Genomic DNA, 26,140 nt, shown 5'->3' with positions numbered 1-26,140 from the left:
AGCCGGGCTGAAAACATCAAAGCCGGTGCCCGTGGCCAGCTTATACTGGCACAATCGCCGACACTTGATCCAGCTGAGCCCTCAATCATTGCGATGCCTGTGAGCTTAATGATGCGTAACCCCACCATCGCCGGCACCCTCCTGCTGGCCGCCCTGCTCGGCAGCGCGTGCGTGGCGGCAAGCTGCCCGGTAGACTCGATCCCGATCCGTTTGGTGGACCCGTCCAATCGCGCACCGGTCACCACCCTGTCCACCACCCGGTGGACCGCACACCCCCCCGCTTACCGTGAGTTTGTTACCGCCATCAGCCAGCATCTGGCCGCACGGCTGGCCGACCCGCAGCACTGCCCGGGCAGCGCCGCCAGCCAGCAGCGCTCACTGCTGCGCTTTGTCCGCTGGCCGCTGGTGTATCCCGCAGGCACCCCACCACAAGTGTTCACGGTGCTGAAGGATGCCCCCACGCGGGGCTGCCAGCTCCACAGCCCCTGGCTGGACCTGAGCATCGAACGCGGGCCAGTGCCGTGGGTGCAGGGCATTGTGCGCTGGAATGAGCGGCAATTGCTGGCCGATCAAGCCCGGCTGGCCGGGCTGGATGGCGTGCCGGACGGTGTCGCCATGCCGTTCAGCACAGAGGCCTATGGCAAGCTGGCTGAAGCCATGGGCTGGGTACGGCAGGACTATCACGGCGTGACCCCTGCAACCCCTGAGCCCAAATTGCCCCCGGAACTACGCTGGCTCCACCGCTATTCAACCCGCAACGATTTGCCCCCCTCCGCCGACGGGGTATATACCGTATTACCGGGCGCGGCGGAACGCTACACCCGGCTGACCCTCGCCCTGATCGACCGCTGCCTCGCCTCAGCAGGGCAAGACATCCGCTACGGCCACATTCAGGAACTGGCAGACCTGCTGCCGCTGGATGAATATCGTGCGCCGTTGCCAAACCCTGAAGCACCATTCATCATTCACGCCGACAACATGCCGGGCCAGCCTGCCGTGCAGGACCCACAGCCCTGACGCTACCCCCTGTTCACAGGAAAACAAAACCCATGACGGATGCCGTAGAACAAGAGCCCAAGCTACACACTGCTTCCCGCAAGCGGAAGCGCTGGTGGCCGTGGGGGCTGGCTGTTGTGCTGGTGGTGCTGTATTTGATCGTGCTTGATTTGAATTCCTCTCAAGCGGACCAGCTGGCCGACGATGGCTCCGGCGCATTGGACGTTCACCTCGCCATCGCACAGCGCCCGGTGACCCTGCCTTTTATTGCCCTTGAGGATTATGGACATGGGTACATTGCATTCACCCTGGATCACGAAGGCGACCGCAAGGCGGAGAAGGCGAAACGTCAGCAATTTCTGCAGCAAACAGGGAACCCGAACCAGCCGTTGCCGATGCAGCAGGTGACGATTACGCTGGATTGGAGCGGCCCTGAAGAGCGCAGCGAAATGACCTGCACCAAGATGAAGCGCAAATGGGCCCATGCGGTATGCACGAACCCTTGGTCTGCCATCAAGCAGGCGCTCCCCGGTCGATTCAGTCTGGTGGATTTGAAGACCCTGCGAATCAGGGCGCCCGGTAGCTCCATCCACTGCCGTGGTGACGCGATGGCGGATCATCCTGTTCCGGCGCAGGCTGGAGAGGTGTCTCTGGTGTGCCCTGCCGAGGTAGCAGGAGGAGACGATGCCCAATACTACCATGCCGTACTGAAGGTCAAGGGTGACCTCGGCGCATACTGGATCGTATCGCAGTACGGGGAGAAGGGTGAGCCGATGGACGCCATGACAAAACGAGAGGCCACCGCCATCACGCTTTTTGTGCGCCACGGGCTGGGGCAGCAAGAAGCCTATTCCACCCTGCTACAGGCCATGTGCGGCTTGCGCCGGCCCGGCGCTCAGGATAATCCCACTACGGGTCCGGAGTGTGGGCCGCCCGCACCGCCAGCCGTCTCTTCTGGTGCATCTTGAGCAACGATGGCAATCTGCCCTGACAGCGCACCCTCACCCCCGTATTGCTTTCATTCTCCGATACAGAGTATTACGGCTGAAGCGGAGGCGGTGCGGCTTTGCCTTGATCGCGGGTCATGCAGCTCGTGTAGGGCGCAATAACCAAAGGGCATTGCGCCGTACCTCGCCTCACCTTTGAAACGGATCGAGGTGCATTCAATGTGCCAGACAGAGATGCTGCCCTAGTGTTTTGTGTTGGAGAGGTACCCCTCCCACCGTTGGGCCGAACCTGTCGGGCTTGGCGCATGTGGTTCACCACAAACGGCGCAATGCCCTTTGGTTATTGCGCCCTACGCGGGCTGTCAATGGTGCAGTGGTTCTTGAGGGTAGTGTCGTGCGGTATAGTGAATGCTTCCAATCCATAGACAGCCCCCTCATGACGCTGCTCCGATACCTGCTATCCGCCTTGCCATCACGTGCACACGCCCTTCTGCTAACCTTGCTCGGCATGCTGTCGCTTGCCGCACAGGCTGAGGTCGAGCTGGTGCCCCACTGCGGGGGGGCTTTCGGCTTGTGTGGCTATGTGGACAAGGACAGCCGGGTAGAGCGTATTCCTCAGCAGTTTGAGGACGCGCAGCGTTTTAGCAATGGTCTGGCTGCAGTGCGCATCCAGGGGCGCTATGGTTACATTGATCACACCGGGAAGGTGGTGATTCCTCCGGCCTATCAGGATGCCGGTCCCTTTTTGGGGCCTTACGCGGAGGTTCGCGCCCTGCAGGCGTCCGGGATCATCGACCGGCAAGGCCGGTGGGTGGTGCCTGCCCAGTTTGGCCGGATCATCCCCTTTACGGGCGAGGTATTTTTTGCCGCTCCCGTGTCAGTCTGGTCACGAAAGCACCAGCAGTTTGAGGATAACTTTATGGCCAGTAGTCGGCCTTCCTGGCTTGCAGGGCGGTATGACGTTCACAAAAGCGGTTTGTTTGGGTCGGATGAAATGGGCTTGTACCACCTTCACCGGGGGTGGCTGACAGAGCCGAACGTGAGATTTACCCGCTTTGATCGCGCAGAGCGCGGCTTGGTCTGGGCCGGTACCCGTAATTCAAAGTGGGATCTGCGCTGGGGGTTGATGAGCATGGATGGTAGCTGGCAAGTGGCCCCGCGCTTTCATAGGGTGCAGGGCTTGGTCGGGACTCGTGCTGTGGTTGAGGGTGAGCCCGAGCAGGGTGCGACAGCCCCGGGTGGTGCTCATTTGCTTAGTCGTGAGGGTGCGGTAGACCCGGATGGCAAGCTGGTGGTGCCGATGGCCTTTGAATGGCTAACCTTTCGTGGAGGTCGCTATGGCGTGGCTCACCAAGGACGCATCAATGATCATAATGGCTCCAGGTGGCAGCAAGAGGCGCTGGTAACCGAGGATGGGCAGCTGCTGGGCGGGCGCTATTTTGACGAGGTGGATGAGGCGGGCTATGACGCGCTTCCCCGTGTGCGAGTGGGGGCAACATGGTTCAGTATCCGGAACGCCGGTGAGTTGATCGCGGACCAAAAAGAGGGAAAGCCAATTGAGGCTTGCCCCGGCGGAATATCCATTCTCTATCACAGTGATGGCGATGAATTTCTGAAGCCGGGTGGGCAGTCTCTGGGGCGGTTTCCAGGGGACTGGAGTGGACGGTGCCCTGGCCCGTTCCGTGTTACCCGCGAGGGTAACGCATGGCTGTTGCTGGAGGATGGCAGCTGGCTGGATCCGAAGGCCCCACAGAGGGAATACCGGGCAGTCGAGGTCAACGGCAAATGGGGTATTGCAGACCTTCACGGTAGGTTCACTGTCAGACCCCAGTTTGATCAATTGCAATGGTCGGCGGAGGAGGCGCTGTTCGCATACCGGGATAAAGGCCAGTCGGGTTGGATCAATGCTTACGGCAAGTACCAGCCTGATCCGCACCACAATCCATTTGTGGCGCGGGCGCGCTCGCTGGCATGCCCGGGTGGGCTACGCTATGTGGAGAAAGCGGGGCTGTGGGGCCTGCAGGATGGGCAGGGCAAGATGATTATCGAGCCGCGCTACCGCGCCTTGTCCTGCTTCATTCAGGGGGTGAGCTGGACGGTAGCTCCAGGCGACACGGCCTGGTGCCCGCTGGGGCCAGAGGGGAAGCGGCGCGAGGCCATGCCATGCACCAAAATCTTCTACCCGATGGAGCTGTCGGAGAGCTACCCCGAGGTGTTCAGCACAGATACGTTTGAAAACAGTGTGCTCTGGACCCGGGCCTGGCTGGACTACCATGCGGGGCACCGCGAGCAGGCACCTCGGTGGCTAACCGGATTGTGGATGCTTCCTACCCAGACGCTTGGTGTAGAAAGCCAGTGACCCTGCGGCTATTTTGTGAGTACGGCCTCAATTCGGCATTCCCTTCATCCTCCGGTACAACGTATTGCGGCTGATGCCGAGGCGGCGGGCGGCTTCGGACATATTGCCTTCGCAGCAGGTGATGGTGCGGAGGATGGCGGCGTTGGAGAGGGCGTGCAGGTTTTCCGGCGGGTGGGGGCTGGGGAGTGGGGTGGGCTGGCTGTGGAGTTCGTCCAGCAGGTCGTCCGGCAGGTGGTCCCAGCTCAGGGTGTGCTCATCGTCGCCCATCAGCGCGCAGGCGGTGCGCAGGGCGTTGACCAGTTGCCGCAGGTTGCCGGGCCAGTGGTAGCGGGCGAAGGCGGCGGCGACGCGGTCATCGAGGTAGCGGGGCTGCTCGGGGGAGAGCTCGTGCAGTACGCGGGCGGTGAGGGCGGCAAAATCGCTGCGCTCGCGTAAGGGGGGCAGCATCAGGGTCAGGCCGTTGATGCGGTAGTAGAGGTCGGCGCGGAACCGCCCGGCTTCCATGTCCTGCTTCAGGTTGCGGTGGGTGGCGCAGATCAGGACAAAGTCGACCGGCACCGGGGTGCTGCCGCCCACCGGCACCACTTCGTGCTCCTGCAGCACCCGCAGCAGCCGGGCTTGCTGCGCCAGCGGCATGTCGCCGATTTCATCCAGAAACAGGGTGCCGCCGTGGGCGGCGCGGATGCGGCCGGGGCAGCCTTCCTTGCGTGCACCGCTGAAGGCACCGGGCAGGTAGCCAAACAGCTCGGCTTCGATCAGGTTCTCCGGCAGGGTGGCGCAGTTCACCGCCACAAAGGGACGGGCCTGGCGCGGGCCGGATTCATGGCAGGCCTTGGCAAACAGCTCCTTGCCAACACCGGATTCGCCTTGCAGCAGCAGGGCGATGGGCTTGCCGAGCACACGGCGTGCCTTGCTGATGGCGGTTTGCAGCGCGGCATCTCCGCTATCCAGCCGGGTGAAGGCATCCTGCGGCGGGGTGCTGCGGGCCGGTTCGGCTGCGACGATGCGCCGCGCGCCGTGTGCCAGCTCCACACGCAGGAAGACGCGCTGGCCGTTGTGGCGCAGCACTGGCATGGCTTCGCCGGGGTGCTGGCGACCCCAGGCCACCAGATCGGCTACCCGAATCTGGAACACTTGCGTAACCGGAGTCAGGCCCAGGTCCGCCGGGACCAGGCCGAGCAGGGCAAGGCCCGCACGGTTGGCACCACTGCAGCAGCCATCTTCGGTGAGGGCGAGCACGCCTTCGGCCACGGTGCTGATGCCTTCCGGCAGCGGGTGGAAGCGCAGGCGGATGGCGTCGCCGTGGCGGGCTTCAAACAGCCGGTTTTCGATCATCTGCGCGGCAGCCCGTACCAGGCCGAAGGTGTGCGGGTGGCGGCATCGCTGTTCGCCTGAGATGTCCAGCACGCCGAGCAGGCGGCCCGTCGGGGCCATCACCGGGGCAGCGGCGCAGGTGAGGAAGCCGTTGCGCTCCAGAAAATGCTCGGCACCGTGGATGGCAATCGGTGCGCATTCGGCTATGGCGGTGCCGATGGCATTGGTGCCGCGCTGGTTCTCGTGCCAGGAGGCGCCCTGCATCAGCGCCACCCGCTCGGCGCGACTGAGGAAATCCATGTCGCCCAGCGTTTGCAGCAGCACGCCGCGGTCGTCGGCCAGGATCACCATGCTGCCGCTGTCGCGGGTTTGCCCGTACAGGTATTCCATCACCGGGCGGGCATGGGCCACCAGCTCGCTTTGCCGGTCGCTGGCGCGGGCTACCTGGCTGGCGTCGAGCTGCAGCGGGCTGGGCAGGCGGCCCACCGGGGCCAGCCCCGCTGCCAGGCAGCGTTGCCAGGAGCGCGACAGCATGGCCCCGACCAGATCTGCCGGGGGCGCTTCACCGTGCGCCAGATAGCGTTGCCGGGCGCGGCGCAGGTCCGGGCCCGTTTGGGCAGGCAACATGTCTCCTCCTTTGCGCCGGGCGCTGTGCGCGGGCGCTTGTGTCCGGTCTCACCGTGGTCGGTGGCCGCTGTTATGCAAGCTAAGGTACTGAAGCCAAAAGGAATAAACAAGCCCTACCGGTCAAATTGCCAGCCGGGTGTCCCATTTTGGGACAGTGTCCCGCTTCGGGACGTGTCAGGCTTGGGTGCAGTGGTGCTGCATTTTATGAATAACACTGATAAATCAGTGCCTTGCCATTCAGCCTTCGGCTGGTACGCATCTTGCCATGGTGGGTGCAGGTGTCATGACACATGACACTGCATACCTACAAGGAGGCGACACCATGATCTACGCTGCACCCGGTACGGCAGATGCCTTGGTCCAATACAAGGCCCGCTATGAAAACTTCATTGGTGGCGAATGGGTTCCGCCGGTCAAAGGCCAGTATTTTGACGTGATCACCCCGATCAGCGGCGCGCCCTACACCCAGGCCGCACGCTCCACCGCGGAGGACATCGAGCTGGCGCTGGATGCCGCCCACGCCGCCGCCGAGCCATGGGGCAAAACTTCGGCGGGCGAACGCGCGCACATCCTGCTGAAGATTGCCGACCGCATCGAGGCCAATCTGGAGCGGCTGGCCTATGCCGAGACGGTGGACAACGGCAAGCCGATCCGCGAAACGCTGAACGCCGACATTCCGCTAGCGGTGGATCACTTCCGCTACTTTGCCGGTTGCGTACGTGCGCAGGAAGGCAGCATCAGCCAGATCGACGACAACACCGTGGCCTACCACTTCCACGAGCCGCTCGGCGTGGTGGCGCAGATCATCCCGTGGAATTTCCCCATCCTGATGGCCGCCTGGAAGCTGGCCCCGGCGCTGGCTGCCGGTAATGTGGTGGTACTCAAGCCTGCCGAATCCACCCCGGTCAGCATCCTGCTGCTGACCGAGCTGATTGCCGACCTGCTGCCGCCGGGCGTGCTCAACATCGTCAACGGCTTTGGCCGCGAAGCCGGCATGCCGCTGGCGCAAAGCAAGCGCATCGCCAAGATTGCCTTTACCGGCTCCACCAGCACCGGCCGGGTGATTGCCCAGGCCGCTGCCAACAGCCTGATCCCCGCCACGCTGGAGCTGGGCGGCAAATCGCCCAACATCTTCTTTCCGGACGTGATGGCGGCAGACGACGACTACCTCGACAAGGCCATTGAAGGGCTGGTGCTGTTTGCCTTCAACCAGGGTGAAGTCTGCACCTGCCCCTCACGCGCCCTGATCCACGAATCCATCTACGACCGCTTCATGGAACGCTGCCTCGCCCGCATCGCCGCCATCAAGCAGGGCAACCCGCTGGACAGCGACACCATGATCGGCGCGCAAGCCTCCCGCGAGCAGCTCACCAAGATCACCTCCTACCTCGATCTGGGCGTGCAGGAAGGCGCGAAAGTGCTGATCGGCGGCAACCGGGCGCAACTGAGCGGCGCGCTGGCCGATGGTTACTACGTGCAGCCCACCGTGTTCCAGGGCCACAACAAGATGCGCATCTTTCAGGAAGAAATCTTCGGCCCGGTGCTGGCGGTGACCACTTTCAAGGACGAAGCCGACGCCCTGGAGATGGCCAACGACACCCTGTACGGGCTGGGGGCCGGGGTGTGGACCCGCAATGGCAACATCGCCTACCGCATGGGCCGCGCCATCAAGGCCGGCCGGGTGTGGACCAACTGCTACCACGCCTACCCGGCACACGCCGCCTTTGGCGGCTACAAGGAATCCGGCATCGGCCGCGAAACCCACAAGGACATGCTCGACCACTACCAGCAAACCAAGAACCTGCTGGTAAGTTACGCCGAGCAGAAACTGGGCTTCTTCTGAGCGATGGTTTCGCAGAAGCCGTGATGGAAACCGGCCCCGCAAGGGGCCGGTATCACCCGCACCAGTGCAGCCCGACAGCCCAGCCCAACAGAGCGCAATCACCGCAGGGCATTGCGCCATTGCCTTTCACCCAGGAGCCAACCATGGTCGACAAAGTGATCGCCACCCCCGCCGCGCTGGCGCTGATCGCCCACCTGCAGCACAAACACGGCCCGGATCTGATCTTCCACCAGTCCGGCGGCTGTTGCGACAACAGCGCCGCCAACTGCTACCTGCCCGGCGAACTCACCATCGGCCCCAGCGACACCCACCTGGGCGACATCGGCGGCTGCCCCTTCTACATCAGCAGCTCCCAATACGAATACTGGAAGCATACCCAGCTCATCATCGACGTGATCGACGGCACGGGTGGCACCTTCTCCCTCGAAGGCCCGGAAGGCAAAGCCTTCCACACCCGCTCCCGCGTCTTCACGGATGCGGAATGGGCGGAGGTGGTGGCAAGGGGGGTAAATGGCAGTTGATAAGTCAGCAGGTTGTTACAGCATTTGCCCACAAAGCGGTCTTGTTAAAAGAGAGGCATCGACAAGCGAGCCGCTTGTCGTGACTGCAAAATGGGTAAATGCGTGTCAAAAAATTCGTGCAGGCCTGTGCGGGTATCTACGAACCAAGGCTCACCACACTGACGCATATCAGACGTCGGGCTGAGCCCCCCAAGGTCCACGAGAGGTAGAGATTGCAAGAGTCCGCTAGGTTCCGCGAGGGCGGGAAGCACAACCTCCCTACTTGGCCGGCCGCTATAAAAAGAATCGCTCAAGCATACGAAGCAAACTCGTACATCAGCTGATCGATATTCCGAAAATGAGTTCACCAAGTTGCCAGCTCCCCGTGGCCAGTTGAACTCCGTCCCCCTTAGGGACGGGCGCCAGATTCTCTCATCTTGGCCTAGGTCTTGTCCCATGAGGACGAGATACCAATTGTTACTTTCCGTAGCCATTCCTATGATCGTTCCGGCGTCGAGGTGACGTAGCAGCTCTTGCCAAAGAACGTCTTTCGCACTGCGTAAGGCGGTTGTCAGTGCAGCATCTGCCGCAGCATCGTCAGCTCTTTTTCGAGCGGCGAGAGCTTCGGAGCGAGCCAGCTTTTCGGCCTTGCGATGCGCTCGCTTTGCGATCTTCTCGATTGCAGAAGCTGTCAGTGCTATCACCTCCTCACGCAGGCGCGCCCCAGTGATGCGTGCATGCGGGAAAAGGTCAGTGCCTTGCTGCAGAAACAAATCAACGCGAGCGAAGCTGCCAGCATCCATCCATTCCGTCGCGCCATCGAGCACTCCGTCGTCGTCGACAACCTCTTGTGCAGTCAGCCGACATTTCTCGAATGCACGTAGCAGAATCCTCTCCAGGCGGAACGCTTCACGTTCGTCTGATACCTCAAGTCCAATCGAACTATCCCAGTCGATGTCTTGAAGGCCAAAGTTGCGCGCACGTCTGATGATGTTGTTGGCCTTGCCGATCTTGAAACGCAGTCCGTTTCGATGGCGGAGTAGATAGACGTGGGATTTCATCGTGTGGGCCACTGGGTTTGCACCAAGACATAAGTCGATGTCGCGATATTCCTGTCTGGTTAGGTAATCGCGACCATACCGATCGGTAGTATTGTATACAAACTTGGTACGCAGTAATGTCGTTGGCAATGATTCTGTATGTGTATATCACACTGATAATACTGGGTTCAGGAAGTGGTCGTTGAGAGGGCAGTGAGCATTTCCTCACACCGCCAGACTGCGGCAAGCAGTATGCTCTACGCATGATGGCGGAGGGTGGGTATGGGGCGATATGTGAGGAGAGCACTGGCCGGGCTGCTGGCCTTGCCACTGTGGGCGATGGCCACCGGGCCGACGTGGCTGGGGGTGCTGGAGGAGCAGGAAGGTACGTACGACGGTGAGCCGGCGCAGTCGGTGGTGCGGGTGTTGTTTCAGCGCACTGAGGCAGGCTGGCAGGCGCTGCCGTCGGATTGTCGGACGCAGACGTGCCTGCACACGGCGCCACTGGATTTCCCGGCGCGTCTGAACTGGACGGTCTGGCAGCAAGGTCGGGCAGTGGGCACCGTAGAAGGCGTCACGCCGGACGATTATGGCTATTACCATCGTTTGGGACAGCAGCAGCTGACCGGGCCTGCACCTTGGCCGCCTCGAGCCAAGCAAGACCAGCCACTGCCAGACACGGGCATGCTGCGTCGGCCATTGCTGGCAACGGTGGGGGGCGTGCAGTCCGCGTCGTCACCGCAGGGCTGGCAGGCACAGCCGCCGGACCAACACGCCAAGGCGGCATGGTTCCCTTACTTTCGCCAGCACATTCCGCGCGTGAAGGCGTGTACGCGCATGGGGCGTGTCTTGCCAGTTCGGCCTGTGCGGCAGGATGACCTGCAGGTCATCAGCCAGTGGCAGGACCAGCGGGGAAACCAGCTGGCACAGCTCCAGTTCAAACGCTCACGCCGCAGCCATTGCGATGGCGATCTGACCTACCCGGAGCAACTCTGGTTCTACCGCCCGCGTCACGGCAAGGTGCAATTGCTGCCAGACCAGCTGGAGGGTGACGGCTTTGGCGGGCCGAGCCTGACGGTGCTGAGCATGGTTGACCTGGACGGCAAAGACCAGCCGGGTTTCCTGATGATGCGGGAGAGCTATAACCGCTACGGCTACGCGCTCTACCAGCCCGGGCAGCGGACGATGCCGCAGTTTCTGGTGACCTTTCATTGAAGGAGCGCACTTGAAGCGGCTATTACGACATCTGGCCTGCAGCAGCCTGTTGCTGCTGGCCTTGCACATACAGGCGGAGCCCACCATGCATCTCACCCTCAGCGGCGGCAAGGCCGTTGCCCTGCAAAACGGCGGACCGTGGCTGGAGCTGCTGTCGGTGGACGAGCACCGCTGCCCGCAGGACCGCGAGTGCTACCACGCCGGGCACGCGCTGCTGGTGCTGGGCCTGCGCGAGCAGACCAGCGCACCACCTACCCTGATCGGGCTCAGCTGGCCCACGCAGGATGGCCCGATCATACAAGGGCTGGCGGCATGGGGGCAGCGCTACCAGCATCCGGCCTGGCAGATCGAGCTGCAGGAATTACTGCCCAAACGTCCGAGCACGGACCCGCTGCCGCTCAGTGCTTATACCGTCAGGCTGCGCGTGACGCGGCGGGTGCCTTGAGTGTTGCTGCCTCGCTACATAACTGGACAAAAGGTCAGATATGCCGGAACTGGGGGCAGCAGGTGCGCTCCCGGTGCCGTATCATTCCGGCTCTGACTTTGGAGGGATTCATGCGGATAAGTACCTTGGGGTTGCTGCTGTGCTTGCTGACCCCTGCTGCCCACGCGGCCATGTACAAATGTGCGATCAACGGCAAGACCACCTACAGCAGTACGCCTTGCGATGGAGGGCAGCAGCAGGTGATGGAGGCGCCAAGCCAGCCCGATGCAGATGCGGAGCCGGTGAAGCCTTTGACGAGGAAGGATGTAGAAGCATTAAGATCAATGTGTGCTGATTTTTCCACACGGAAAGCCAGAGCACTACGGAATCGCTTTGGGAGTGATGATTCCACGCTCTTTAAGCTGGTGCTGATGGAAGCTCAAAAGCCAGGCCCCATCCACACGGCGATCAAGAAAACGGCTGAGTACATGAAATGGGTGAGTGGCAATAACCCTAACCTCACGGAAGATGAGCTGGCGATCACCGGCAATGCCTACTGTGTCCCCCTGCTACCTGTGTTGCCGCGCAAGTAAGGCCTGATCGTCCGCGTCTGGAGCTGCGAACACTTGATGACCCCTGCCATCACCCTGCAAGCCGTCACTCCAGCGCAGCATGGCCTGTTCCGGGCGCTGTATGGTCTGTATCTGCACGACCTCTCCGAGTTTACCGATTTCTACCAGCTGGGCGCGGATGGGGCGTGGTCGCCGGATTATCTGCCCACCTGGCTGGCGGAGGATGATCCGCAGGTGAACCCGTTCCTGTTCTGGCTGGATGCGCAGCCGGTGGGGCTGGCGCTGGTGGGCGCGCGGCCTTTCCCGCATATGCGTCAGGACGTGGACTACCGGCTGAGCGAATTCTTCATCCTGCGCCACTACCGGCGCTGCGGGGTGGGGCGGCGGGCGGCCTGTGCGCTGTTCGACCGGCTGCCGGGCCGCTGGGAGATGTTGCAACTGCCTGCCAACACCGCGGCCACCGCTTTCTGGAAACGGGTACTCACTGACTACACTGGCGGTCAGTTTGACACCCTCATCATTGACGGCGACCCGGCCCAGCGCTTTGTCAGTCCCGGTGTGGCAGGCTGATCAGCCAGACGACCCTTGCCCCCACCCCGCACCAGCGACTATGCTGCCTGCTCACACCACCCTCCGGGAGTGACGCCATGCCGAACACCATCCGCCTGCACCGTGTGCTGACCACCACGCCGGACAAGGTCTACCGTGCTTTTCTGGAGGCCGATGCGCTGGCGCGCTGGCTGCCGCCCAATGGCTTTACCTGCCGCGTGGAAGCGCTGGAGCCCAGGGTGGGCGGCGTGCATCGTGCTTCGTTCACCAACTTCGGTACCGGGCAGACTCACCACTTTGGCGGCGAGTATCTGGAGCTGGTACCGAACGAGCGGCTGCGCTACAGCGACCGCTTTGACGACCCGGCCCTGCCCGGCGAGATGCAGGTGACTGTGACCCTGCGGCCGGTCAGCGTGGGGACGGAAATCCACATTGTGCAAGAAGGCATCCCCGATCTGATCCCGCCGGAAGCCTGCTACCTCGGCTGGCAAGAATCGCTGCAGCATCTGGCACGGCTGGTGGAGCCGAATATCCCCTGAGCGGCGTCAAACCGGCGTATGGTGCGGCAGCACATACTGCAGCACCGCCTCGGCGTGCAGGGTGGCGGTGTCAAACACCGGCACCGGCACATGCTGCTGCTGGATCAGCAGTGGAATCTCGGTGCAACCCAGAATGATGCCCTCCGCGCCTTCGCCGATCAGGCGCTGGATCACTGCCAGGTACTGCGCGCGGGAGGCCTCGGTAAATATCCCTTTCACCAGTTCATCCTCGATGATGCGGTGAATCATCGCCACTTCTTCTGCATTCGGCGTCACAGGGTCCAGCCCATGCCGGGTCAGCGCCTTGGTGAAGAAATCGTCCACCATGGTAAAGCGGGTGCCCAGCAAGCCCACCTTGCGCAAGCCCTGCGCCTGAATGGCGGCAATGGTGGCGTCAATAATGCTCAGCAGCTTCACCGTGCAGCGCGCCTGCACCTCGGCAAACACCTTGTGCATGGTGTTGGTGGAGATCAGCGCCACGTCCACGCCGCAGCCCTCCAGATGGTGAATGGCCTTCACCAGATCATCGGTCACCAGATCCCAGCGGCCCTGATTGCGATACTGGTGGTAAGCCTCCAGATTCACGCTGTAAATCACGATCTCCGGTGCGGTTGAGCCGCCAAACAACTGCGCATAGCGCCGGGTCAGGTGCAGGTAGTAGGTCACCGTCGATTCCGGGCTCAGCCCCCCCACAATGCCAATCTTCATGCTCACGTGCTTGCCCTCATCTTGTTCTGTAATTGTGATCCTGCACGCCTCCGGCTGACCCGCGACCGTGCGTCATCAGCAGCATACAGGGTGCAGGCTTAAGACCAGGTTAAGGATTGGGAGGAGACGACCGGCATGCGCGCGGCACGGCATCCGGGCTGCCTCCGGTACACGTCCAGCCCTTGCCTGACCGCATCAGCAGCAACAGTTGGCCAAAATCACCATAGGCCACAATCATGCCATGGTGTATCACACGATAGCGCCCGATCGTACGCCCAGAAGGCGAGCGCAATGTCTGCTCCGCTTGCTCGGCACCGGCCTGCGCACCACCGGGGGCGGCATCCAGTACTTGCTGCACCGGGCGCAAGGCGACGAGCAGGTCCTCGCTATTGCTCAGCGCGCGGTAGTCGGCATACTGGGCTGCAATCATCTGCAGGGCGACAAAGGCCAGTGCACCGGCGAGTAGCCCCAGCAGTATGGGTTTGAGTCGTGATGGAAGGTTGGGGCGTGTGGGCATGGGGCATCCATCAGGGTTGTTGTGGTTCGACGGACAGGCGTCTGGCACACCCGAGCAGCACCAGCACGGATACATTCACCATCAGCAGGGCGAAGTGCTGTTGCTGCCAGATGTCCATGACCAGGCTTCCTGTGCCTTCAGGGTGAAACCGGCTACGGCCAAAGGGTGGCAGCTGCTCCCGATAATGCCACCAGCGCAGCAGCAGGGCGATGCTCAGCAGCAATAGTGTAGCCCAGGCTAGCCGCCACCGCTGCAGCAGGAGCAGCAGTGCGGTGAGCATCCACAGCAGGCCACACAGCAAGGGGCCGTTGAAAACGGATAGCAGGGTGGCAGAGCGAGCGTGCACATAACCATGCAGCAGGGCACTCAGGATGGGAATCATCCATCCGACACTGCTGACCAGCAGGACCAGCGCGATCCATTTTTGAGTCTGTTTCATGCTGCCCTCCGGGTGGGTGTCGACATGGCACTCATGCGGCCTCCTGCAGCAGCCAGTCGCGGAAGCGGGTGAGTTTGGGCTGGGTGGCGCAGTCCGGGCGGTAGACCACGTAGTAAGCCAGCGGGGAGGGCAGGGTGAGGTCGGGGCTGAGCCGCACCAGCGCGCCGGTGGCGAGGTCGTCTTTCACCATCACGCTGCGGGCGAGGGCGATGCCGTGGCCGTCCATGGCGGCTTGCAGTACGGCGGCGGAGTTGTTGATTTGCAGGCCGCGCCGCACCAGCAGCCCGCTCCAGCCAGCGTGCTGCAGCCAGCCTTCCCAGCCGGGGAAGTCGGCGTGGCCATCCATCGAGAGGTCGTGCAGCAGGCTCTCGTTCGCCAGCAGGGTGGCGATGCTGCCGTGCCGTTCCAGCAGGCGCGGGGAGGCGACCGGGAACAGGTCTTCATCCAGCAGCTTTTCCGCCGTCAGACCGGGCCAGTGGCCGGTGCCATAGCGCACCCCGATGTCGATGCCGTGGGTGATGAAGTCGATCGGCTTGAGGCTGGTGTCGAGGCGGACATCTGTATCCGGGTACTGCGCCTGAAAGCGGTCGATCCGCGGCAGCAGCCATTTGCTGGCAAAAGCGGGGCTGACGGTCACCGTGAGCACGCCGCTGGCCGTCTGCGCCTTGAGCAAGTCCAGCCCCAGACTGAGGCGGTCAAACCCGGCGCGGATGTCCGGCAGGGCTCGCTGTGCGCTGTCGCTGACGATGAGGCGCTGGCGGCCACTGCTGCTGCGGTGAAACAGCGGCGTCCCCAGCCAGGCTTCCAGCGTGCGGACCAGTTGCCCCACTGCGGCGGGGGTGACATTGAGCTCGGCCGCCGCGCCCGCAAAGCTTTGGTGGCGGGCGCTGGCCTCGAAGGCGCGCAGGGCATTCAGGTGTACCGGTAGCTTCATATGATAAAGATTTTCTTTGCTTGATAGACACTTTATCTCGTTTGTCGGCCGCTGAGAAGCGGTGAAAAATGGCAGCACGATCCATCTGGTGCGGGTTGATGTAGCAGAGTAAAGCGACATCCAGCACAGGCATGGCTGATTGCGGAAAGTTTTTCTAATGAGAGGGTGTTCATATGCAAGCGCAATTTGAAGGCAAGAAATTATTGGTGGTGGGGGGCAGCAGCGGCATGGGGCTGGAGACGGCCCGTCTGGTGATGCAACAGGGCGGCTCGGCGGTGATCGTCGGTAGCCAGGCCGACAAGGTGGAGGCCGCCCGGCAGAAGCTGGCCCCGCTGGGGCAGGTGTGGGCGCTGACGGCGGATCTGGGCAGCGAGGCGGGTCTGGCCGGGCTGCTGCAGGCGCTGGATACCCAGCACCGCGACATCAGCCTGCTGGTGAATGCGGCGGGGGTGTTCTTCCCCAAGGCCTTTCTGGCACATGAGCCGGAGGACTATGAGCAGTACATGCGGCTGAACAAGGCCTTCTTCTTTATCAGCCAGAAGGTGGCGGCCAATCTGGTGGCGCAGGAGCGCCCGGGGGCCATCGTGAACATCGGCTCCATGTGGGCCAAGCAGGCGATTGCGGCCACTCCCTCTTCGGCCTACTCCATGGCCAAGGCCGGGCTGCATGCCTTGACCCAGCATCTGGCCATGGAGCTGGCCCCCAGGCAGATCCGGGTCAACGCGGTTTCCCCTGCGGTGGTGGCCACACCGATTTACGAGGGTTTCATCCCCAAGGCGGAAGTGCGCGAGGCCCTGCAGGGCTTTAACGGTTTTCACCCGATTGGCCGGATCGGCACGCCGCTGGATGTGGCCGAAGTGGTGGCCTTCCTGCTGTCCGACAAGGCGAGCTGGGTGACCGGTGCCAACTGGGATGTCGATGGCGGCGTGATGGCCGGACGCAACTGATTTTCAACGAGGAGCAATAACATGGTTTATCTGCAAATCACCCTGAGCATTGCCCAGGCCAACCGTGCCGCTGCGGCGGCTGTGTACGCACAGTACAAGGCGGCCTTTCTGCAAGGCATTGCCGGCGCACGCTCCAAGCAACTGCTGGTGCGGGACGAAGACGTGCAGGTCCTGCACGGTTTTGATACTCAGGACCAAGCCCAGGCCTACCTGAAGAGCGCCCTCTTCAACACCGATGTGGTGGTGGCCCTGCAGCCGCTGCTGGACGCCGCGCCGGAGGTTCGGCTCTATCAGGAGGCGTAAGCCTGCGGGCCGCAGCGTGGTGGCAGGTGCCATGCTGCGGCTCGGGTGTGAGGCTTACTGCGCGCCTTTGTCGGTGATCGACTGCGCCATTTTTTCGACGTCTGCCGGGTTCAGGCCGCTGGCGTCCCATTGCAGGTTGACGGCCAGCGGGCCGCTGCGGACGATGGCGAGGTGGGTGATGCTGGATTCGCCGTTTTCATCCGGGCGGGCCTTGCAGTAGAGCCCAGCCTTGGCGTTGGGCAGTGGGCGGGCTTTGTCGGCGCAGCGGTTCTGGAAGGCGGCGGGGTCGTACACGCTGTCGTTGCGCCAGATTTCCAGGAAGAATTCACCGGGCTTCAGGCTGAACTCGGCCGAGCTGGTCTGGTAATTCTGGATGCGGTAGGTGTAGATGCTACGCTTGGCGGGCTGCTTGCGGATGATGAGCTGTTCGCGCTGGTCAAACATCGGCAGGGTGATCTGCACCCCGCCTTCCACACCCACCGTGGTCCAGCTCTGGGCGCGGGGTGCGGCGGCAGCTGCAGCGAGGCCGCAGGTGAGCAGGGCAAGCAGCAGAGCAGGGCGGGTATAGCGGGGCATGGCGGCATCCTTGGCGGTGAAGGTAAGCCGGGCTGCCTGCAGGCCTGCCCGGCGCGACATGCCTGCATCATATCACCGCAATACCCTGCCGAACGCCTTGTGAAGAATCATTCCTGCAGCAGGCGCTCCCGGTGCTGCCGCAGGGCCTGGCCGAAGTCGTACACGAAGCTGACCTGCCGGGTCGGCTGATCGGGTTGCGGCGGGCGGATGCGGTAGCGGGTAAGCATGAAACGCTCGGGCTGCGGTACCTGCAGCGCGGCCATGATCTCCGCGGTGAGTGTGCTGCGGTCATGGCTGCCTTGCTGGAGGCGCTGCAGGTTGCGGACCATGCCGACGAGCCCCAGCAGGAAAATGGCCATGAAGGCCAGCGCAAAAATATCGGCTGACCAGATGGTATCGCGGAAGAACAGCAGGGCCAGCAGCAGGGATACCGGTACCACCAGCCAGAGCAGCCACATGCTGCGTCGCACTTGCTGCGCGTTATAGCCGAGGTCATCCCGCAGCCACAGCCAGCCATCCCGCGGGCGCTGGATGGCCAGTACCGGCTGCAGGGGATCATCGTTTGCCTGCACCAGCTGCACCTCATCGCCCTCCTGCAGGGATTGCGTATCCTGCAACTGCGCCAGATACATGCGCTGCTCCAGCTGCAGCATCACCCAGTCATAATGGGCGGGCGCTGTGCGCTGATGGGTACGACGCGGCCCATGCCGCACCAGCCGGGCGCGCAAAGCACGTAACACCGCTTCGTCCGACAGATGCTGCCACGGGCGCTGTTGGCGGATGAGGGTGACGAGTGCGCTCAGCGCCGGGGTGACCTTGCCCTCGTGGACCACAAAGGGGAACCGCTGTAGCTGAGTAATGCGCCCTTGGTGTGACGTCAGGTTGCTTGGGTTCATGCCAAACCTTGTTAAGGCGGAAACGTTGCCGCCGTATGCGCATCATAGTATCAAGAACGCGCCCCCTTCTGCTGCATGGAGACACAAATGCGAGTAAGGCTGTCTGTTTTGCTCTGCATCTGGCCGCTGCTGGCAGAGGCCACACAGTACGCCGCGCCGCGCTTGCACGGGACTGCGGATCAGGCGCAACTGAGTTACGTGCAGGATGGCCACCGGATAGCGGCGCCCCGCTGGGTAAATGAGCAGCAGGGTGTTGCGCAAGCGCGAGTGTCCCGAGAGGGCCGGATGATCGGCTGGCTGGTGCTCACGCCAAACTGCTGCACCAGCTACCCCTTGCCCACCGCGCTGGTGGTGCAATGGGGCCATCAGCACCGGGTGATGCGTGAAGGGCAGGCCATCTGGCGCTGGAGTTTTGGGCGCCAGCCGGGGACGGTGGTTTATGTCACCGACCTGCCGCACGGCCCCACTGCGGCCCACTATTACTTACGACGAGTCGTTGATGGCAAGCTGCTGGCGGAGTTTGACTGCCGTGAGGCGACCAGCCGCCATACCCCACCCATTTTGCCTGACTGGGTACGTCTGGTTGACAAAGCTTGTCCGGAATAGGCGGGGGGAGTGGCTTTTAGGGGGATGGCGCAGGCCCAGGGCCGCAGTCTGCCTCTCAATCCCGGTGCTGCTGCGCTTGCCGCAGATTGAAAACGTGGCCCAGCTGGCTGCGCAGCAGGTAGTGGCTGGCGGCGTCGGCAGGGTGGTCCTTCAGCTTATGGCGCGACAGGTGTAGCCGGTGGGGCTGCGGGATGCCTAAGCCGTGCAGCACCTCTAGCGTGGTGGCGCATTGCAGTTTGACCTTGCGTGGCTGTAGATAAATGCCGAGCAGGAGAATGGCGAGCATCAAGCCGTTGCCGATGGCCCAGAAGGTCAAACCCTCAGCAATCAGCGTCGACAGCAGGCCGGTAAACAGGGCGACCACCAGGCTGAACATAAACAGTGGCAGGTGGCTGCGCCACGGTTGGGTTTCTTCACAGCCAAAGGGCAGCCACAGCAGGCCATCTTGCACGCGGTGTATGCCACGGATCAGCGAGACAGCCGGATTGAGCGGGGTGGACGGGGCCACCACCAGCTGCAGGGCGTCACCCACGGTCAGGTCGTGCAGGTGCTCGAACGTCCCCACCGCCCAGCGTCCATCCACCTGCATTGCCACATGCTCCTCTTCATAATCCTCGCCGCCTTGCCAGGCCGCTTCCAGCAGGGGCTTCAGCCCGACGATCGGCATCTCGGCAAAGGCCGGTTCCTGATGCAGACCTTCAAGCAGCAGGGCGGCGGAGGGCGCACGCAGCATCGCCTGCAGTGTCCCGTCCAGCCGGGTGAAGGGAGGTGCAGGTAGCACCATATTACTGATCAAAGCCCCCGGCCACCGTATGCGGCTCAATGGCGGCCAGTTCTTCGGCGCTGAAGTCGGCGTTTTGCAGGGCGGCGACCAGCTCGATGATTTGCGCCGGGCGGCTGGCGCCGATCAGTACCGAGGTCATGCGTGGGTCGCGCAGTAGCCAGGCCACGGCCATTTGCGCCAGGCTTTGCCCGCGCTGCTCGGCGATGCGGTTAAGGGCACGCACGCGGTTGAGGTTGGCCTCGGTCAGCACTTCGTCGATGGAGCTGCCGCCGGGGCGGTTGACCCGGGCGTCCTGCGGCGTGCCGTTCAGGTATTTGTTGGTCAGCAGACCCTGCGCCAGCGGGCTGAAGGCGATGCAGCCCATGCCTTGTCGCGCCAGCTCATCCAGCAGGCCATGCTCCACCCAGCGGTTGAGCATGCTGTAGTTGGGCTGGTGGATCAGGCAGCGCACGCCCATCTGCTGTAGCAGCTCAGCCGCTTGCCGGGTTTGCTCCGGCGGGTAGCTGGAGATGCCCACATACAGCGCCTTGCCTTGCTGCACACTGCTGGCCAGCGCGCCCATGGTCTCTTCCAGCGGGGTATCCGGGTCGTAGCGGTGCGAGTAGAAAATGTCCACATAGTCCAGCCCCAGCCGCTGCAGGCTCTGGTCCAGGCTCGCCAGCAGGTATTTGCGCGAGCTGTTGCTGGTGCCATAGGGGCCGGGCCACATGCTCCAGCCTGCCTTGGTGGAGATGATCAGCTCGTCGCGGTAGGGGCGAAAATCCTGCCGCAGGTGCTGCCCCATGCATTCCTCAGCGCTGCCCGGCGGCGGGCCGTAGTTGTTGGCGAGATCAAAATGGGTGATGCCCAGATCAAACGCCGTGCGCAGCATCTCGCGTTGCTGCTCCATTGCCACATGGCCGCCAAAATTGTGCCAGGTACCCAGCGACAGCGCGGGCAATTTCAGCCCACTGCGGCCACAGCGTCGGTAAGGAATGCGCTCGTAACGGTCGGCATGGGCTTGGTACATGTGAAATTCCCTCATGAAGTTGCCGGTACGATAGCAGAGACCCGCGCGGCCTGAACAGGGGCGAATGTGTGGAGACTGGCTAAGCCTGCGCATGCCCCCTATTTTGCGAAAGACGCCATCGTAGGGTGGTCAAACAACTGTGGCCGACAAGGAAGCAAGGAGGGGCGATGGTCAAGGGTAATATTGATTAAAATATTTCACTTCTTAATCGAAATTTGAGTGGATTATTTCATCATCATGCGCTCCCTATGATGCTGGTTCCTTAACAAAAGAACCGGTTTCCCCACATGACATCCTCGCGCTTATCCCTGTTGCTGGCTGCCGTCTTGACCGCCGCCACCGTCAGCGCAGCACCCGCCGTCACCCCGCCACCACAGACCGACCTCGCCCGGCAGTGGGGCCTGCCGGATGACTTTTATCCGGAGAGCATCACCGCAGACAGCCGGGGGAACGTCTATGTCAGCAGTTTCCGCCAGGGCGCGGTAGCGCGCCTGTTGCCCGGCCAGCAGCAAGCGCAGGTGTTCATCCCCAGCGGCAGCAATGGGCTGGTCAGCGCACAAGGGCTGGTGGTCGATGAAGCCCGCAACACCCTCTGGGTCTGCTCGGGTGACTTTGGCTACAGCACGGCCGCACCCGCCGCCTCGGCCCTGAAGCGCTTTGACCTGCAGACGGGCGCGCCCATGGCCAGCTACCCGCTGCCGGGTGGCGGCTACTGCAACGACATGGCGCTGGACAGCAAAGGCACGCTCTACATTACCGACTCCATCCAGCCGCGCATCCTGCGCTGGCGCAGCCACAGCGCCGGGCTGGAAGTCTGGGCGCAAGGGGGCGTACTGGCCGCCGGCCGCAGCGGGCTCACCCTCAACGGCATCGCACTGGACGGCGATGACACGCTCTACCTCTCCAAGGTGGATGCCGAAAACTACCTGGTGCAAATCCCGGTCAACGCCGACGGCACGGCGGGCCAACCCAGTCAGGTGCAGTTCCCGCGAACCCTGCAGCGGGTAGACGGCCTGCGACGGCTGACCCACGGGCAACTGGTGTTCTTTGAAAATGACGTGGGCGGGCCACAATCCGCCATCAGCCTCGCCCGTATCACCGGTGAGACCGCCACCGTACAGACCCTGGCCGATGCCCGCACCGCACCCACCCCCTCGTCCGGCACGATAGTCGGCAAGCGCGTGTACTACCTGAACTCAAAATTCAGCCAGCTACTGGCCTATCCCCCCCAGCAACTGCACCAGCTGCCAGTGGGCGTCCCCTTTTCCATACAAGTCTTGGACTTGCCGTAAGGGGGAGTGCGTAGGCCTGCGGTGGCTGAGCGCCGCTGTTTTGGCTGGCTACGGCTTGGCGTGTACTTCATCCTGATTGACGTGCAGGTCTTGCTGATGGAGGCGGTGTACTGGAGCGATCTGGGGATGTTGTGCATATTGCCCTCTACCTGACCGCCAACGGACGCCACTTACACACTACCGCCCAACAGCGTATCCACTTTTGCCAGCGAGGCGGGGTTCCGGCTCATGAAGTAGATGAAGCCATCCTGCACGGAGAGATGCTGGCCGTGCGTGCTGTTGGCGGCAACGATCTGGAAGTGGTAGCCAAACAGCAGCAGTTTGTGGGCCAGGTCCAGCAGCGCGTACCAGCTCCGTGTTGCTTGGGAGTCACACGCTTCAAACAGGAAAGTACGGTAGTGATCCAGCATACCTGCATCGACCTTGGCAGGGGAGAGCGGGAAGACGGACCACGCTTCTTCCGAGTTGGCGAAATGGCTGCTGTAGTCGATCTGCAGCAGCGCCCAGCCTTGCACGTCCAGCCATTGCAATGCCTGGTCCATGCACTGGTAGAGGGCGAGGGCATCACGCGGAGCTTGACGAACCTCAACCCCATCCGGGGAAAAGGGTCGGTCTGTGGCGTCGCACAGCTGCCCCCAGCTGCCTATTTTCATATGTACGGTATCCAGCAGCGCCTGGGCTTGCGGTGGGGAAACGGGTTTCATGGCTGCGCCTGTGTTGTTTGAGCGAGGCCCCTGCCAAAGCGGGCTGCAATGAGCGAGAATCCATCCCATGAAACCCATCATATCTGCTTTGTTACTGTGTGCGGCGTTGAGTGTACCCTTGTCCAGCGTAGCCGCCTGTGTACTGCCGGTGCCGGATGGCGATGAAGTGCCACCTTCGCCCGCCAACCTGTTTGGCAAGATTGAGCGGGTGCAGCTGCCGTATGTGGTGATCCGCAATGGGCGGACGGGGGCGCGGCAAAAGGTCTCCCTGAAAGGGGCAGCTGCGGTGTATACCGTTTACGGTGGGGATGGACCGGTATCCGGCTTGAAGCGCGAACTGCAGGTCTGGGTCTGGTACCGGCACTGTGTGCGTCCGACCCGGGGCATCCCGCATGTGGCGTATTTTCAGGTGTTTTCCATGGACCCGGGCGACCGGGCGACGCTGGATCGCGAAGGACGTATCATTGCGGTGCCATCCTCACCCTCAACCCCTTAATAACCCGCATTGGAGCCTTGGATGCGTCTGAAAGCCCTGTTGTTGCCCTTGTTGCTGCTGCCCGGTCTGGCGCTGGCGGAGCCGCTGATGAAGGTGTCACCGCCTGCCTTTAGCGAGGCGTTCAATCGCTACGCCAAGAAGCTGAAGTGGCCGCTGGTGATGGCGTCGTGGCCGGCGGCGGCGGGTACGCACCGTGCCAAGGTGGCATCGGGGCTGACGGTAACGGCGGAGGCGGTGTCGCCTGACAGCCTGCGCCGGGTCCTGCTGCATTGTGATGTGGAGGCGCATTGCAGCCAGGCGATGTTTGCGGTGGCGCTGGGGCTGGACAAGGATGCGGACCTGAACCAGCTGGCGGATAAGCTGCAGGATTTCATCACCCAGCGGCTGGACGAGGCGCTGGCGGAGGATGAAACGCTGGAGCTGGATGGGGTGGTGTACCAGCTGAGCATTGACCGCTACATGGGGCGCTTTGATTTTATCGCACAGGCGGCGCAGCCAAAGTAGGGGCGAATGCGGCTCCCCGGCGGGGCTGCGATCAACGGGATGCCCCGGCCTGGCGCGCGCCAGCATGCCGGTTGCGGATGGTGACATCGGATTCAGGAGGGTGGTGTGAAGTCAACCTTGTGGCGCTTGTTTGATCTGCGGCAGGATCAGGATGACGCGGCTTCGATTGATGAGGCAATACGCCGTGGCGTGCAGCTGCGCGGCACCAATCTGTGGGTGCTGATGTTTGCGATTCTGATTGCGTCGATCGGGCTCAATGTCAATTCAACCGCTGTCATCATTGGGGCGATGCTGATTTCACCCTTGATGGGGCCGATTGTCGGTGTCGGCTATGGGGCCGGGGTCAATGATGTGGCCCTGATTCGGGCGGCGCTGCGCAGTTTCGGCGTGTTTGTTGCCATCAGCTTGTTGACGGCAACGCTGTATTTTCTGTGTACGCCTTTGTCCCAGGCGCAGTCCGAGCTGCTGGCGCGGACCACCCCCACGGTGTGGGATGTGCTGATCGCCTTCTGTGGTGGCGCGGCGGGGATTGTGGCGCTGACCCGCAAGGACATTTCCAATGCGGTACCCGGTGTCGCCATTGCTACTGCGCTGATGCCGCCGCTGTGCACCGCAGGCTTTGGATTGGCCACCGGCAACCTGGGGTATTTTGCCGGGGCGTTTTACCTGTTTTCCATCAACTGCGTGTTCATTGCGTTTGCCACGCTGTTGTTTGTCAAACTGCTGAAGCTGCCGATGCGCGCGCCGCTGAATGAGTCCGCCCGGCGGCGCAGCCGATTGCTGATCGGGGTGGCCGTTGTCGCCACCATGTTGCCCGGCGTGGTACTGACTTACCGCCTGATCCAGCAGGAGGTGTTTACCGCCACCGTGGGCCGTCAGTTGCAACGCCTGGAGCAGGATAGCCGCTTTATCCTGCTGGCCAAGACCATTTCCGCCACGGATCGTACCGTGACCCTCACCGTAGGTGGCAAGGCGCTGCCTGCGCGGCTGGATGACGAGGTGCGCCGCCAGCTGCTGGCCGCCGGGCTGGGCGAGGTCAAGGTGGTGATCCGCAATTCCAGCGCCGCCAGCCTGGATACCGCCTCCCTCAAGCAAGAGCTGCGGCAGGACCTGTACCGCAATACCCTGCTGCAACTGGAGGAGCGCAACGCCACCATTGCGCGGCTGCAGGCGGAGCGCAACCAGCTTCAGGCGCGGGGCCTCCAGCGGCAAGCCTTGATCCGCGAGCTGCTGGCGCAGTATCCGGAAGCGCAAAAGGTAACGGTCGCGTTCGGCGAGCAGGCCATTGCTCATGGTACGCCGCTGCCGCCGGTGTTGATGGTTTTCATGCAAACCCCATCAGTCCTGCCCGCTGCCGACCAGCAACGCCTGAAAAGCGGCTTGCAGGTACGCTTTCCGGATCTGGACATTGAACTGGTGGTGCAGGCGGGGAGCAACGGCGTCGCCCGCTAAGCCATACCCTTGGGTTGCGGCTGACCACGCGCGCAGCCCTGGCCCGGCTACGCCTGCCACGCCCGCATCACCGCCCCCAGATCCACCAGCACAGCGGCCCACCCAGCAACAGGAGTCCAAGCAGGGCGTGCATCAGTCCGCGCACCAGCCGGGGCGGGATGCGCCGCCGTCCGCAGCTGGGGCAGCGGGGCGGTCGGGCTGGCCGCAGGGTCTGGCAGTGCAGGCAGGTTACGGATTTCACCGGTTTAGTCCCACTCCAGCCCGGTGGTGTTGTCGAAGATGAACTGCTGGTCGCCTTGCTGATAGAGGCCCACTTCAATCACCAGCTGTCTGGATTTTTTCAGCAGGGCGAGGAATTTCCGGTTGCTGCCCTCCGCAAGGAATACGGTGCGGGTGTCGTCATCGTTAGAAGCGGTGACGCGCCAGCTTTTCTCCGGCTGGTCGTCAAACCGGGCGTGCAGGGTGCAGCTGCCGCCCATGCTGCACTGGAAGTGGCCCTGCCGGATGCTGAGGTAGATGTCAAAGCCGTACTTGGGGCTTTGCCGTACGGTCAGCTTGGCATCCAGATCACTGCTGCGCAGGTTGGCCTCGCGGGTTTGAGCCTTGCGCAGCGGGTCCGGGTTGGCACTGTATTCCCATGGAGAAGGCGGGGTCGCCGCGCTATCCGGAACAGGAGCACTCTGCAGGCTGGCGACGTTGGGCGGCGCTTCCACGGTGGCGGCAGTGGGGGCGGTGCTGGCCGTGTTGCGGTCGGGAGCAGGCGCGTAGCTGCGGCTCAGCCACATCACCCAGCCGAAAATCACCAAGGCAATGAACAACAGCGAGCAGCCCGTGTTGCCGGGTTGCCGCACCGCCGCCCCACAGCCAGGGCAGTTGGCAACATTCGGGCTGATCTGCAGATTGCATTCGCGGCAGGCTGTGGTGCTCATGGGGCTGGCATTCCCGGATTGGATGGGGTGGCTCTGCTAAGGCGCAAGAGGAGCGGCGCCGGTGGGGCTAAAGCATAAAACAAACGGGCCAGCCCGTATGGGCTGACCCGTCCGCAGGG

The 26,140-nt window shown here is 62.8% G+C and carries 30 protein-coding genes; 18 read left to right on the top strand and 12 right to left on the bottom strand.

All coding sequences use genetic code 11. The features are described 5' to 3' along the window. Positions 1–108: 108 nt before the first annotated feature. From HF682_RS03965 to HF682_RS03955, 3 genes are all read left to right on the top strand, one after another. Positions 109–1,017: a hypothetical protein gene (locus HF682_RS03965; RefSeq protein WP_168875930.1), complete on the top strand. Its 909-nt coding sequence runs from the start codon at positions 109–111 to the stop codon at positions 1,015–1,017. A gap of 32 nt (positions 1,018–1,049) precedes the next feature. Continuing rightward, positions 1,050–1,964, top strand: a complete 915-nt coding sequence (locus HF682_RS03960; protein WP_168875929.1) for a hypothetical protein — start codon at positions 1,050–1,052, stop codon at positions 1,962–1,964. A gap of 415 nt (positions 1,965–2,379) precedes the next feature. Beyond that, the gene (locus HF682_RS03955) at positions 2,380–4,302 is read left to right on the top strand and encodes a WG repeat-containing protein (protein ID WP_168875928.1); all 1,923 of its coding nucleotides are present in this window, start codon (positions 2,380–2,382) and stop codon (positions 4,300–4,302) included. Positions 4,303–4,329: 27 nt separating this feature from the next. Here the strand turns inward: HF682_RS03955 and HF682_RS03950 are convergent, their stop codons facing one another. Then, positions 4,330–6,243 carry a sigma-54-dependent Fis family transcriptional regulator gene (locus HF682_RS03950; protein ID WP_168875927.1) on the bottom strand — a complete coding sequence of 638 codons (1,914 nt, stop codon included), beginning with the start codon at positions 6,241–6,243 and terminating at the stop codon, positions 4,330–4,332. A 322-nt stretch (positions 6,244–6,565) separates the two neighbouring features. Between HF682_RS03950 and adh the strand changes: the two genes are divergently transcribed. Further along, positions 6,566–8,086 (top strand): aldehyde dehydrogenase, encoded by a 1,521-nt coding sequence (adh, locus tag HF682_RS03945; protein WP_168875926.1) that lies wholly within the window; start codon positions 6,566–6,568, stop codon positions 8,084–8,086. 143 nt (positions 8,087–8,229) lie between these two features. Continuing rightward, on the top strand, positions 8,230–8,607 hold the full coding sequence (locus HF682_RS03940; protein WP_168875925.1) for a DUF779 domain-containing protein: 378 nt from the start codon (positions 8,230–8,232) through the stop codon (positions 8,605–8,607). Positions 8,608–8,651: 44 nt separating this feature from the next. On the opposite strand, the gene HF682_RS03935 is transcribed toward HF682_RS03940, so the two are convergent. Then, positions 8,652–9,647, bottom strand: a complete 996-nt coding sequence (locus HF682_RS03935) for a GIY-YIG nuclease family protein (RefSeq protein ID WP_168875924.1) — start codon at positions 9,645–9,647, stop codon at positions 8,652–8,654. A gap of 261 nt (positions 9,648–9,908) precedes the next feature. On the opposite strand from HF682_RS03935, the gene HF682_RS03930 reads away from it, so the two are divergent. From HF682_RS03930 to HF682_RS03910, 5 genes are all read left to right on the top strand, one after another. Beyond that, positions 9,909–10,841: a hypothetical protein gene (locus HF682_RS03930; RefSeq protein WP_168875923.1), complete on the top strand. Its 933-nt coding sequence runs from the start codon at positions 9,909–9,911 to the stop codon at positions 10,839–10,841. Between the two features lie 10 nt (positions 10,842–10,851). Further along, positions 10,852–11,286, top strand: coding sequence for a hypothetical protein (locus HF682_RS03925; RefSeq protein WP_168875922.1), 435 nt, complete (start codon positions 10,852–10,854; stop codon positions 11,284–11,286). A 125-nt stretch (positions 11,287–11,411) separates the two neighbouring features. Further along, positions 11,412–11,858 (top strand): DUF4124 domain-containing protein, encoded by a 447-nt coding sequence (locus HF682_RS03920; RefSeq protein ID WP_168875921.1) that lies wholly within the window; start codon positions 11,412–11,414, stop codon positions 11,856–11,858. A gap of 36 nt (positions 11,859–11,894) precedes the next feature. Then, positions 11,895–12,407 carry a GNAT family N-acetyltransferase gene (locus tag HF682_RS03915; RefSeq protein WP_168876899.1) on the top strand — a complete coding sequence of 171 codons (513 nt, stop codon included), beginning with the start codon at positions 11,895–11,897 and terminating at the stop codon, positions 12,405–12,407. Between the two features lie 77 nt (positions 12,408–12,484). Continuing rightward, positions 12,485–12,925: an SRPBCC family protein gene (locus tag HF682_RS03910; protein WP_168875920.1), complete on the top strand. Its 441-nt coding sequence runs from the start codon at positions 12,485–12,487 to the stop codon at positions 12,923–12,925. Between the two features lie 6 nt (positions 12,926–12,931). Here HF682_RS03910 and HF682_RS03905 read toward each other — a convergent pair whose 3' ends face one another. The 4 genes from HF682_RS03905 to HF682_RS03890 form a co-directional block, all read right to left on the bottom strand. After that, entirely contained in the window at positions 12,932–13,633 is a 702-nt protein-coding gene (locus HF682_RS03905; RefSeq protein WP_240947139.1) for an aspartate/glutamate racemase family protein, read from the bottom strand. A 109-nt stretch (positions 13,634–13,742) separates the two neighbouring features. Then, positions 13,743–14,150, bottom strand: coding sequence for a hypothetical protein (locus HF682_RS03900; RefSeq protein WP_168875918.1), 408 nt, complete (start codon positions 14,148–14,150; stop codon positions 13,743–13,745). A 10-nt stretch (positions 14,151–14,160) separates the two neighbouring features. Beyond that, positions 14,161–14,589 (bottom strand): hypothetical protein, encoded by a 429-nt coding sequence (locus HF682_RS03895; protein WP_168875917.1) that lies wholly within the window; start codon positions 14,587–14,589, stop codon positions 14,161–14,163. Positions 14,590–14,620: 31 nt separating this feature from the next. Beyond that, positions 14,621–15,523 (bottom strand): LysR substrate-binding domain-containing protein, encoded by a 903-nt coding sequence (locus tag HF682_RS03890; RefSeq protein ID WP_168875916.1) that lies wholly within the window; start codon positions 15,521–15,523, stop codon positions 14,621–14,623. 173 nt (positions 15,524–15,696) lie between these two features. Between HF682_RS03890 and HF682_RS03885 the strand changes: the two genes are divergently transcribed. Together HF682_RS03885 and HF682_RS03880 are read left to right on the top strand one after the other, a co-directional pair. After that, positions 15,697–16,470 carry an SDR family NAD(P)-dependent oxidoreductase gene (locus HF682_RS03885; protein WP_168875915.1) on the top strand — a complete coding sequence of 258 codons (774 nt, stop codon included), beginning with the start codon at positions 15,697–15,699 and terminating at the stop codon, positions 16,468–16,470. A gap of 21 nt (positions 16,471–16,491) precedes the next feature. Further along, a complete protein-coding gene (locus tag HF682_RS03880; RefSeq protein ID WP_168875914.1) occupies positions 16,492–16,773 on the top strand; it encodes a hypothetical protein in 282 nt (93 codons plus the stop codon). 54 nt (positions 16,774–16,827) lie between these two features. On the opposite strand, the gene HF682_RS03875 is transcribed toward HF682_RS03880, so the two are convergent. Together HF682_RS03875 and HF682_RS03870 are read right to left on the bottom strand one after the other, a co-directional pair. Beyond that, positions 16,828–17,409 (bottom strand): hypothetical protein, encoded by a 582-nt coding sequence (locus HF682_RS03875; protein WP_168875913.1) that lies wholly within the window; start codon positions 17,407–17,409, stop codon positions 16,828–16,830. A 47-nt stretch (positions 17,410–17,456) separates the two neighbouring features. Next, positions 17,457–18,245: a hypothetical protein gene (locus HF682_RS03870; RefSeq protein WP_168875912.1), complete on the bottom strand. Its 789-nt coding sequence runs from the start codon at positions 18,243–18,245 to the stop codon at positions 17,457–17,459. A gap of 87 nt (positions 18,246–18,332) precedes the next feature. Here HF682_RS03870 and HF682_RS03865 point away from each other — a divergent pair, with 87 nt between their 5' ends. Then, complete coding sequence (locus tag HF682_RS03865) at positions 18,333–18,851, top strand: hypothetical protein (protein WP_168875911.1); 519 nt, start codon at positions 18,333–18,335, stop codon at positions 18,849–18,851. Between the two features lie 55 nt (positions 18,852–18,906). On the opposite strand, the gene HF682_RS03860 is transcribed toward HF682_RS03865, so the two are convergent. Together HF682_RS03860 and mgrA are read right to left on the bottom strand one after the other, a co-directional pair. Then, positions 18,907–19,635, bottom strand: a complete 729-nt coding sequence (locus HF682_RS03860; protein WP_168875910.1) for a hypothetical protein — start codon at positions 19,633–19,635, stop codon at positions 18,907–18,909. A gap of 1 nt (position 19,636) precedes the next feature. Further along, positions 19,637–20,644 carry an L-glyceraldehyde 3-phosphate reductase gene (gene mgrA / locus HF682_RS03855; protein WP_168875909.1) on the bottom strand — a complete coding sequence of 336 codons (1,008 nt, stop codon included), beginning with the start codon at positions 20,642–20,644 and terminating at the stop codon, positions 19,637–19,639. 287 nt (positions 20,645–20,931) lie between these two features. On the opposite strand from mgrA, the gene HF682_RS03850 reads away from it, so the two are divergent. Continuing rightward, a complete protein-coding gene (locus HF682_RS03850; protein ID WP_168875908.1) occupies positions 20,932–21,936 on the top strand; it encodes an SMP-30/gluconolactonase/LRE family protein in 1,005 nt (334 codons plus the stop codon). Between the two features lie 21 nt (positions 21,937–21,957). Next, the gene (locus HF682_RS17935) at positions 21,958–22,089 is read left to right on the top strand and encodes a hypothetical protein (RefSeq protein ID WP_277346153.1); all 132 of its coding nucleotides are present in this window, start codon (positions 21,958–21,960) and stop codon (positions 22,087–22,089) included. Positions 22,090–22,106: 17 nt separating this feature from the next. On the opposite strand, the gene HF682_RS03845 is transcribed toward HF682_RS17935, so the two are convergent. Next, positions 22,107–22,640, bottom strand: coding sequence for a hypothetical protein (locus HF682_RS03845; RefSeq protein WP_168875907.1), 534 nt, complete (start codon positions 22,638–22,640; stop codon positions 22,107–22,109). 67 nt (positions 22,641–22,707) lie between these two features. Between HF682_RS03845 and HF682_RS03840 the strand changes: the two genes are divergently transcribed. The 3 genes from HF682_RS03840 (at position 22,708) to HF682_RS03830 (ending at position 25,092) form a co-directional block, all read left to right on the top strand. Next, on the top strand, positions 22,708–23,136 hold the full coding sequence (locus tag HF682_RS03840) for a hypothetical protein (protein ID WP_168875906.1): 429 nt from the start codon (positions 22,708–22,710) through the stop codon (positions 23,134–23,136). 21 nt (positions 23,137–23,157) lie between these two features. Continuing rightward, the gene (locus HF682_RS03835; RefSeq protein WP_168875905.1) at positions 23,158–23,640 is read left to right on the top strand and encodes a hypothetical protein; all 483 of its coding nucleotides are present in this window, start codon (positions 23,158–23,160) and stop codon (positions 23,638–23,640) included. A 105-nt stretch (positions 23,641–23,745) separates the two neighbouring features. Beyond that, complete coding sequence (locus HF682_RS03830) at positions 23,746–25,092, top strand: DUF389 domain-containing protein (protein ID WP_308418690.1); 1,347 nt, start codon at positions 23,746–23,748, stop codon at positions 25,090–25,092. A gap of 245 nt (positions 25,093–25,337) precedes the next feature. Here HF682_RS03830 and HF682_RS03825 read toward each other — a convergent pair whose 3' ends face one another. Further along, positions 25,338–26,021, bottom strand: a complete 684-nt coding sequence (locus HF682_RS03825; protein WP_168875904.1) for a hypothetical protein — start codon at positions 26,019–26,021, stop codon at positions 25,338–25,340. Between the last annotated feature and the right edge of the window lie 119 nt (positions 26,022–26,140).

Origin of the sequence: Leeia aquatica (assembly GCF_012641365.1) — a bacterium.
GTDB classification, from domain to species: Bacteria; Pseudomonadota; Gammaproteobacteria; order Burkholderiales; family Leeiaceae; genus Leeia; species Leeia aquatica.
Note: the sequence above shows the minus strand (reverse complement) of the source record. Positions and strands in the feature narration are given on the sequence as shown.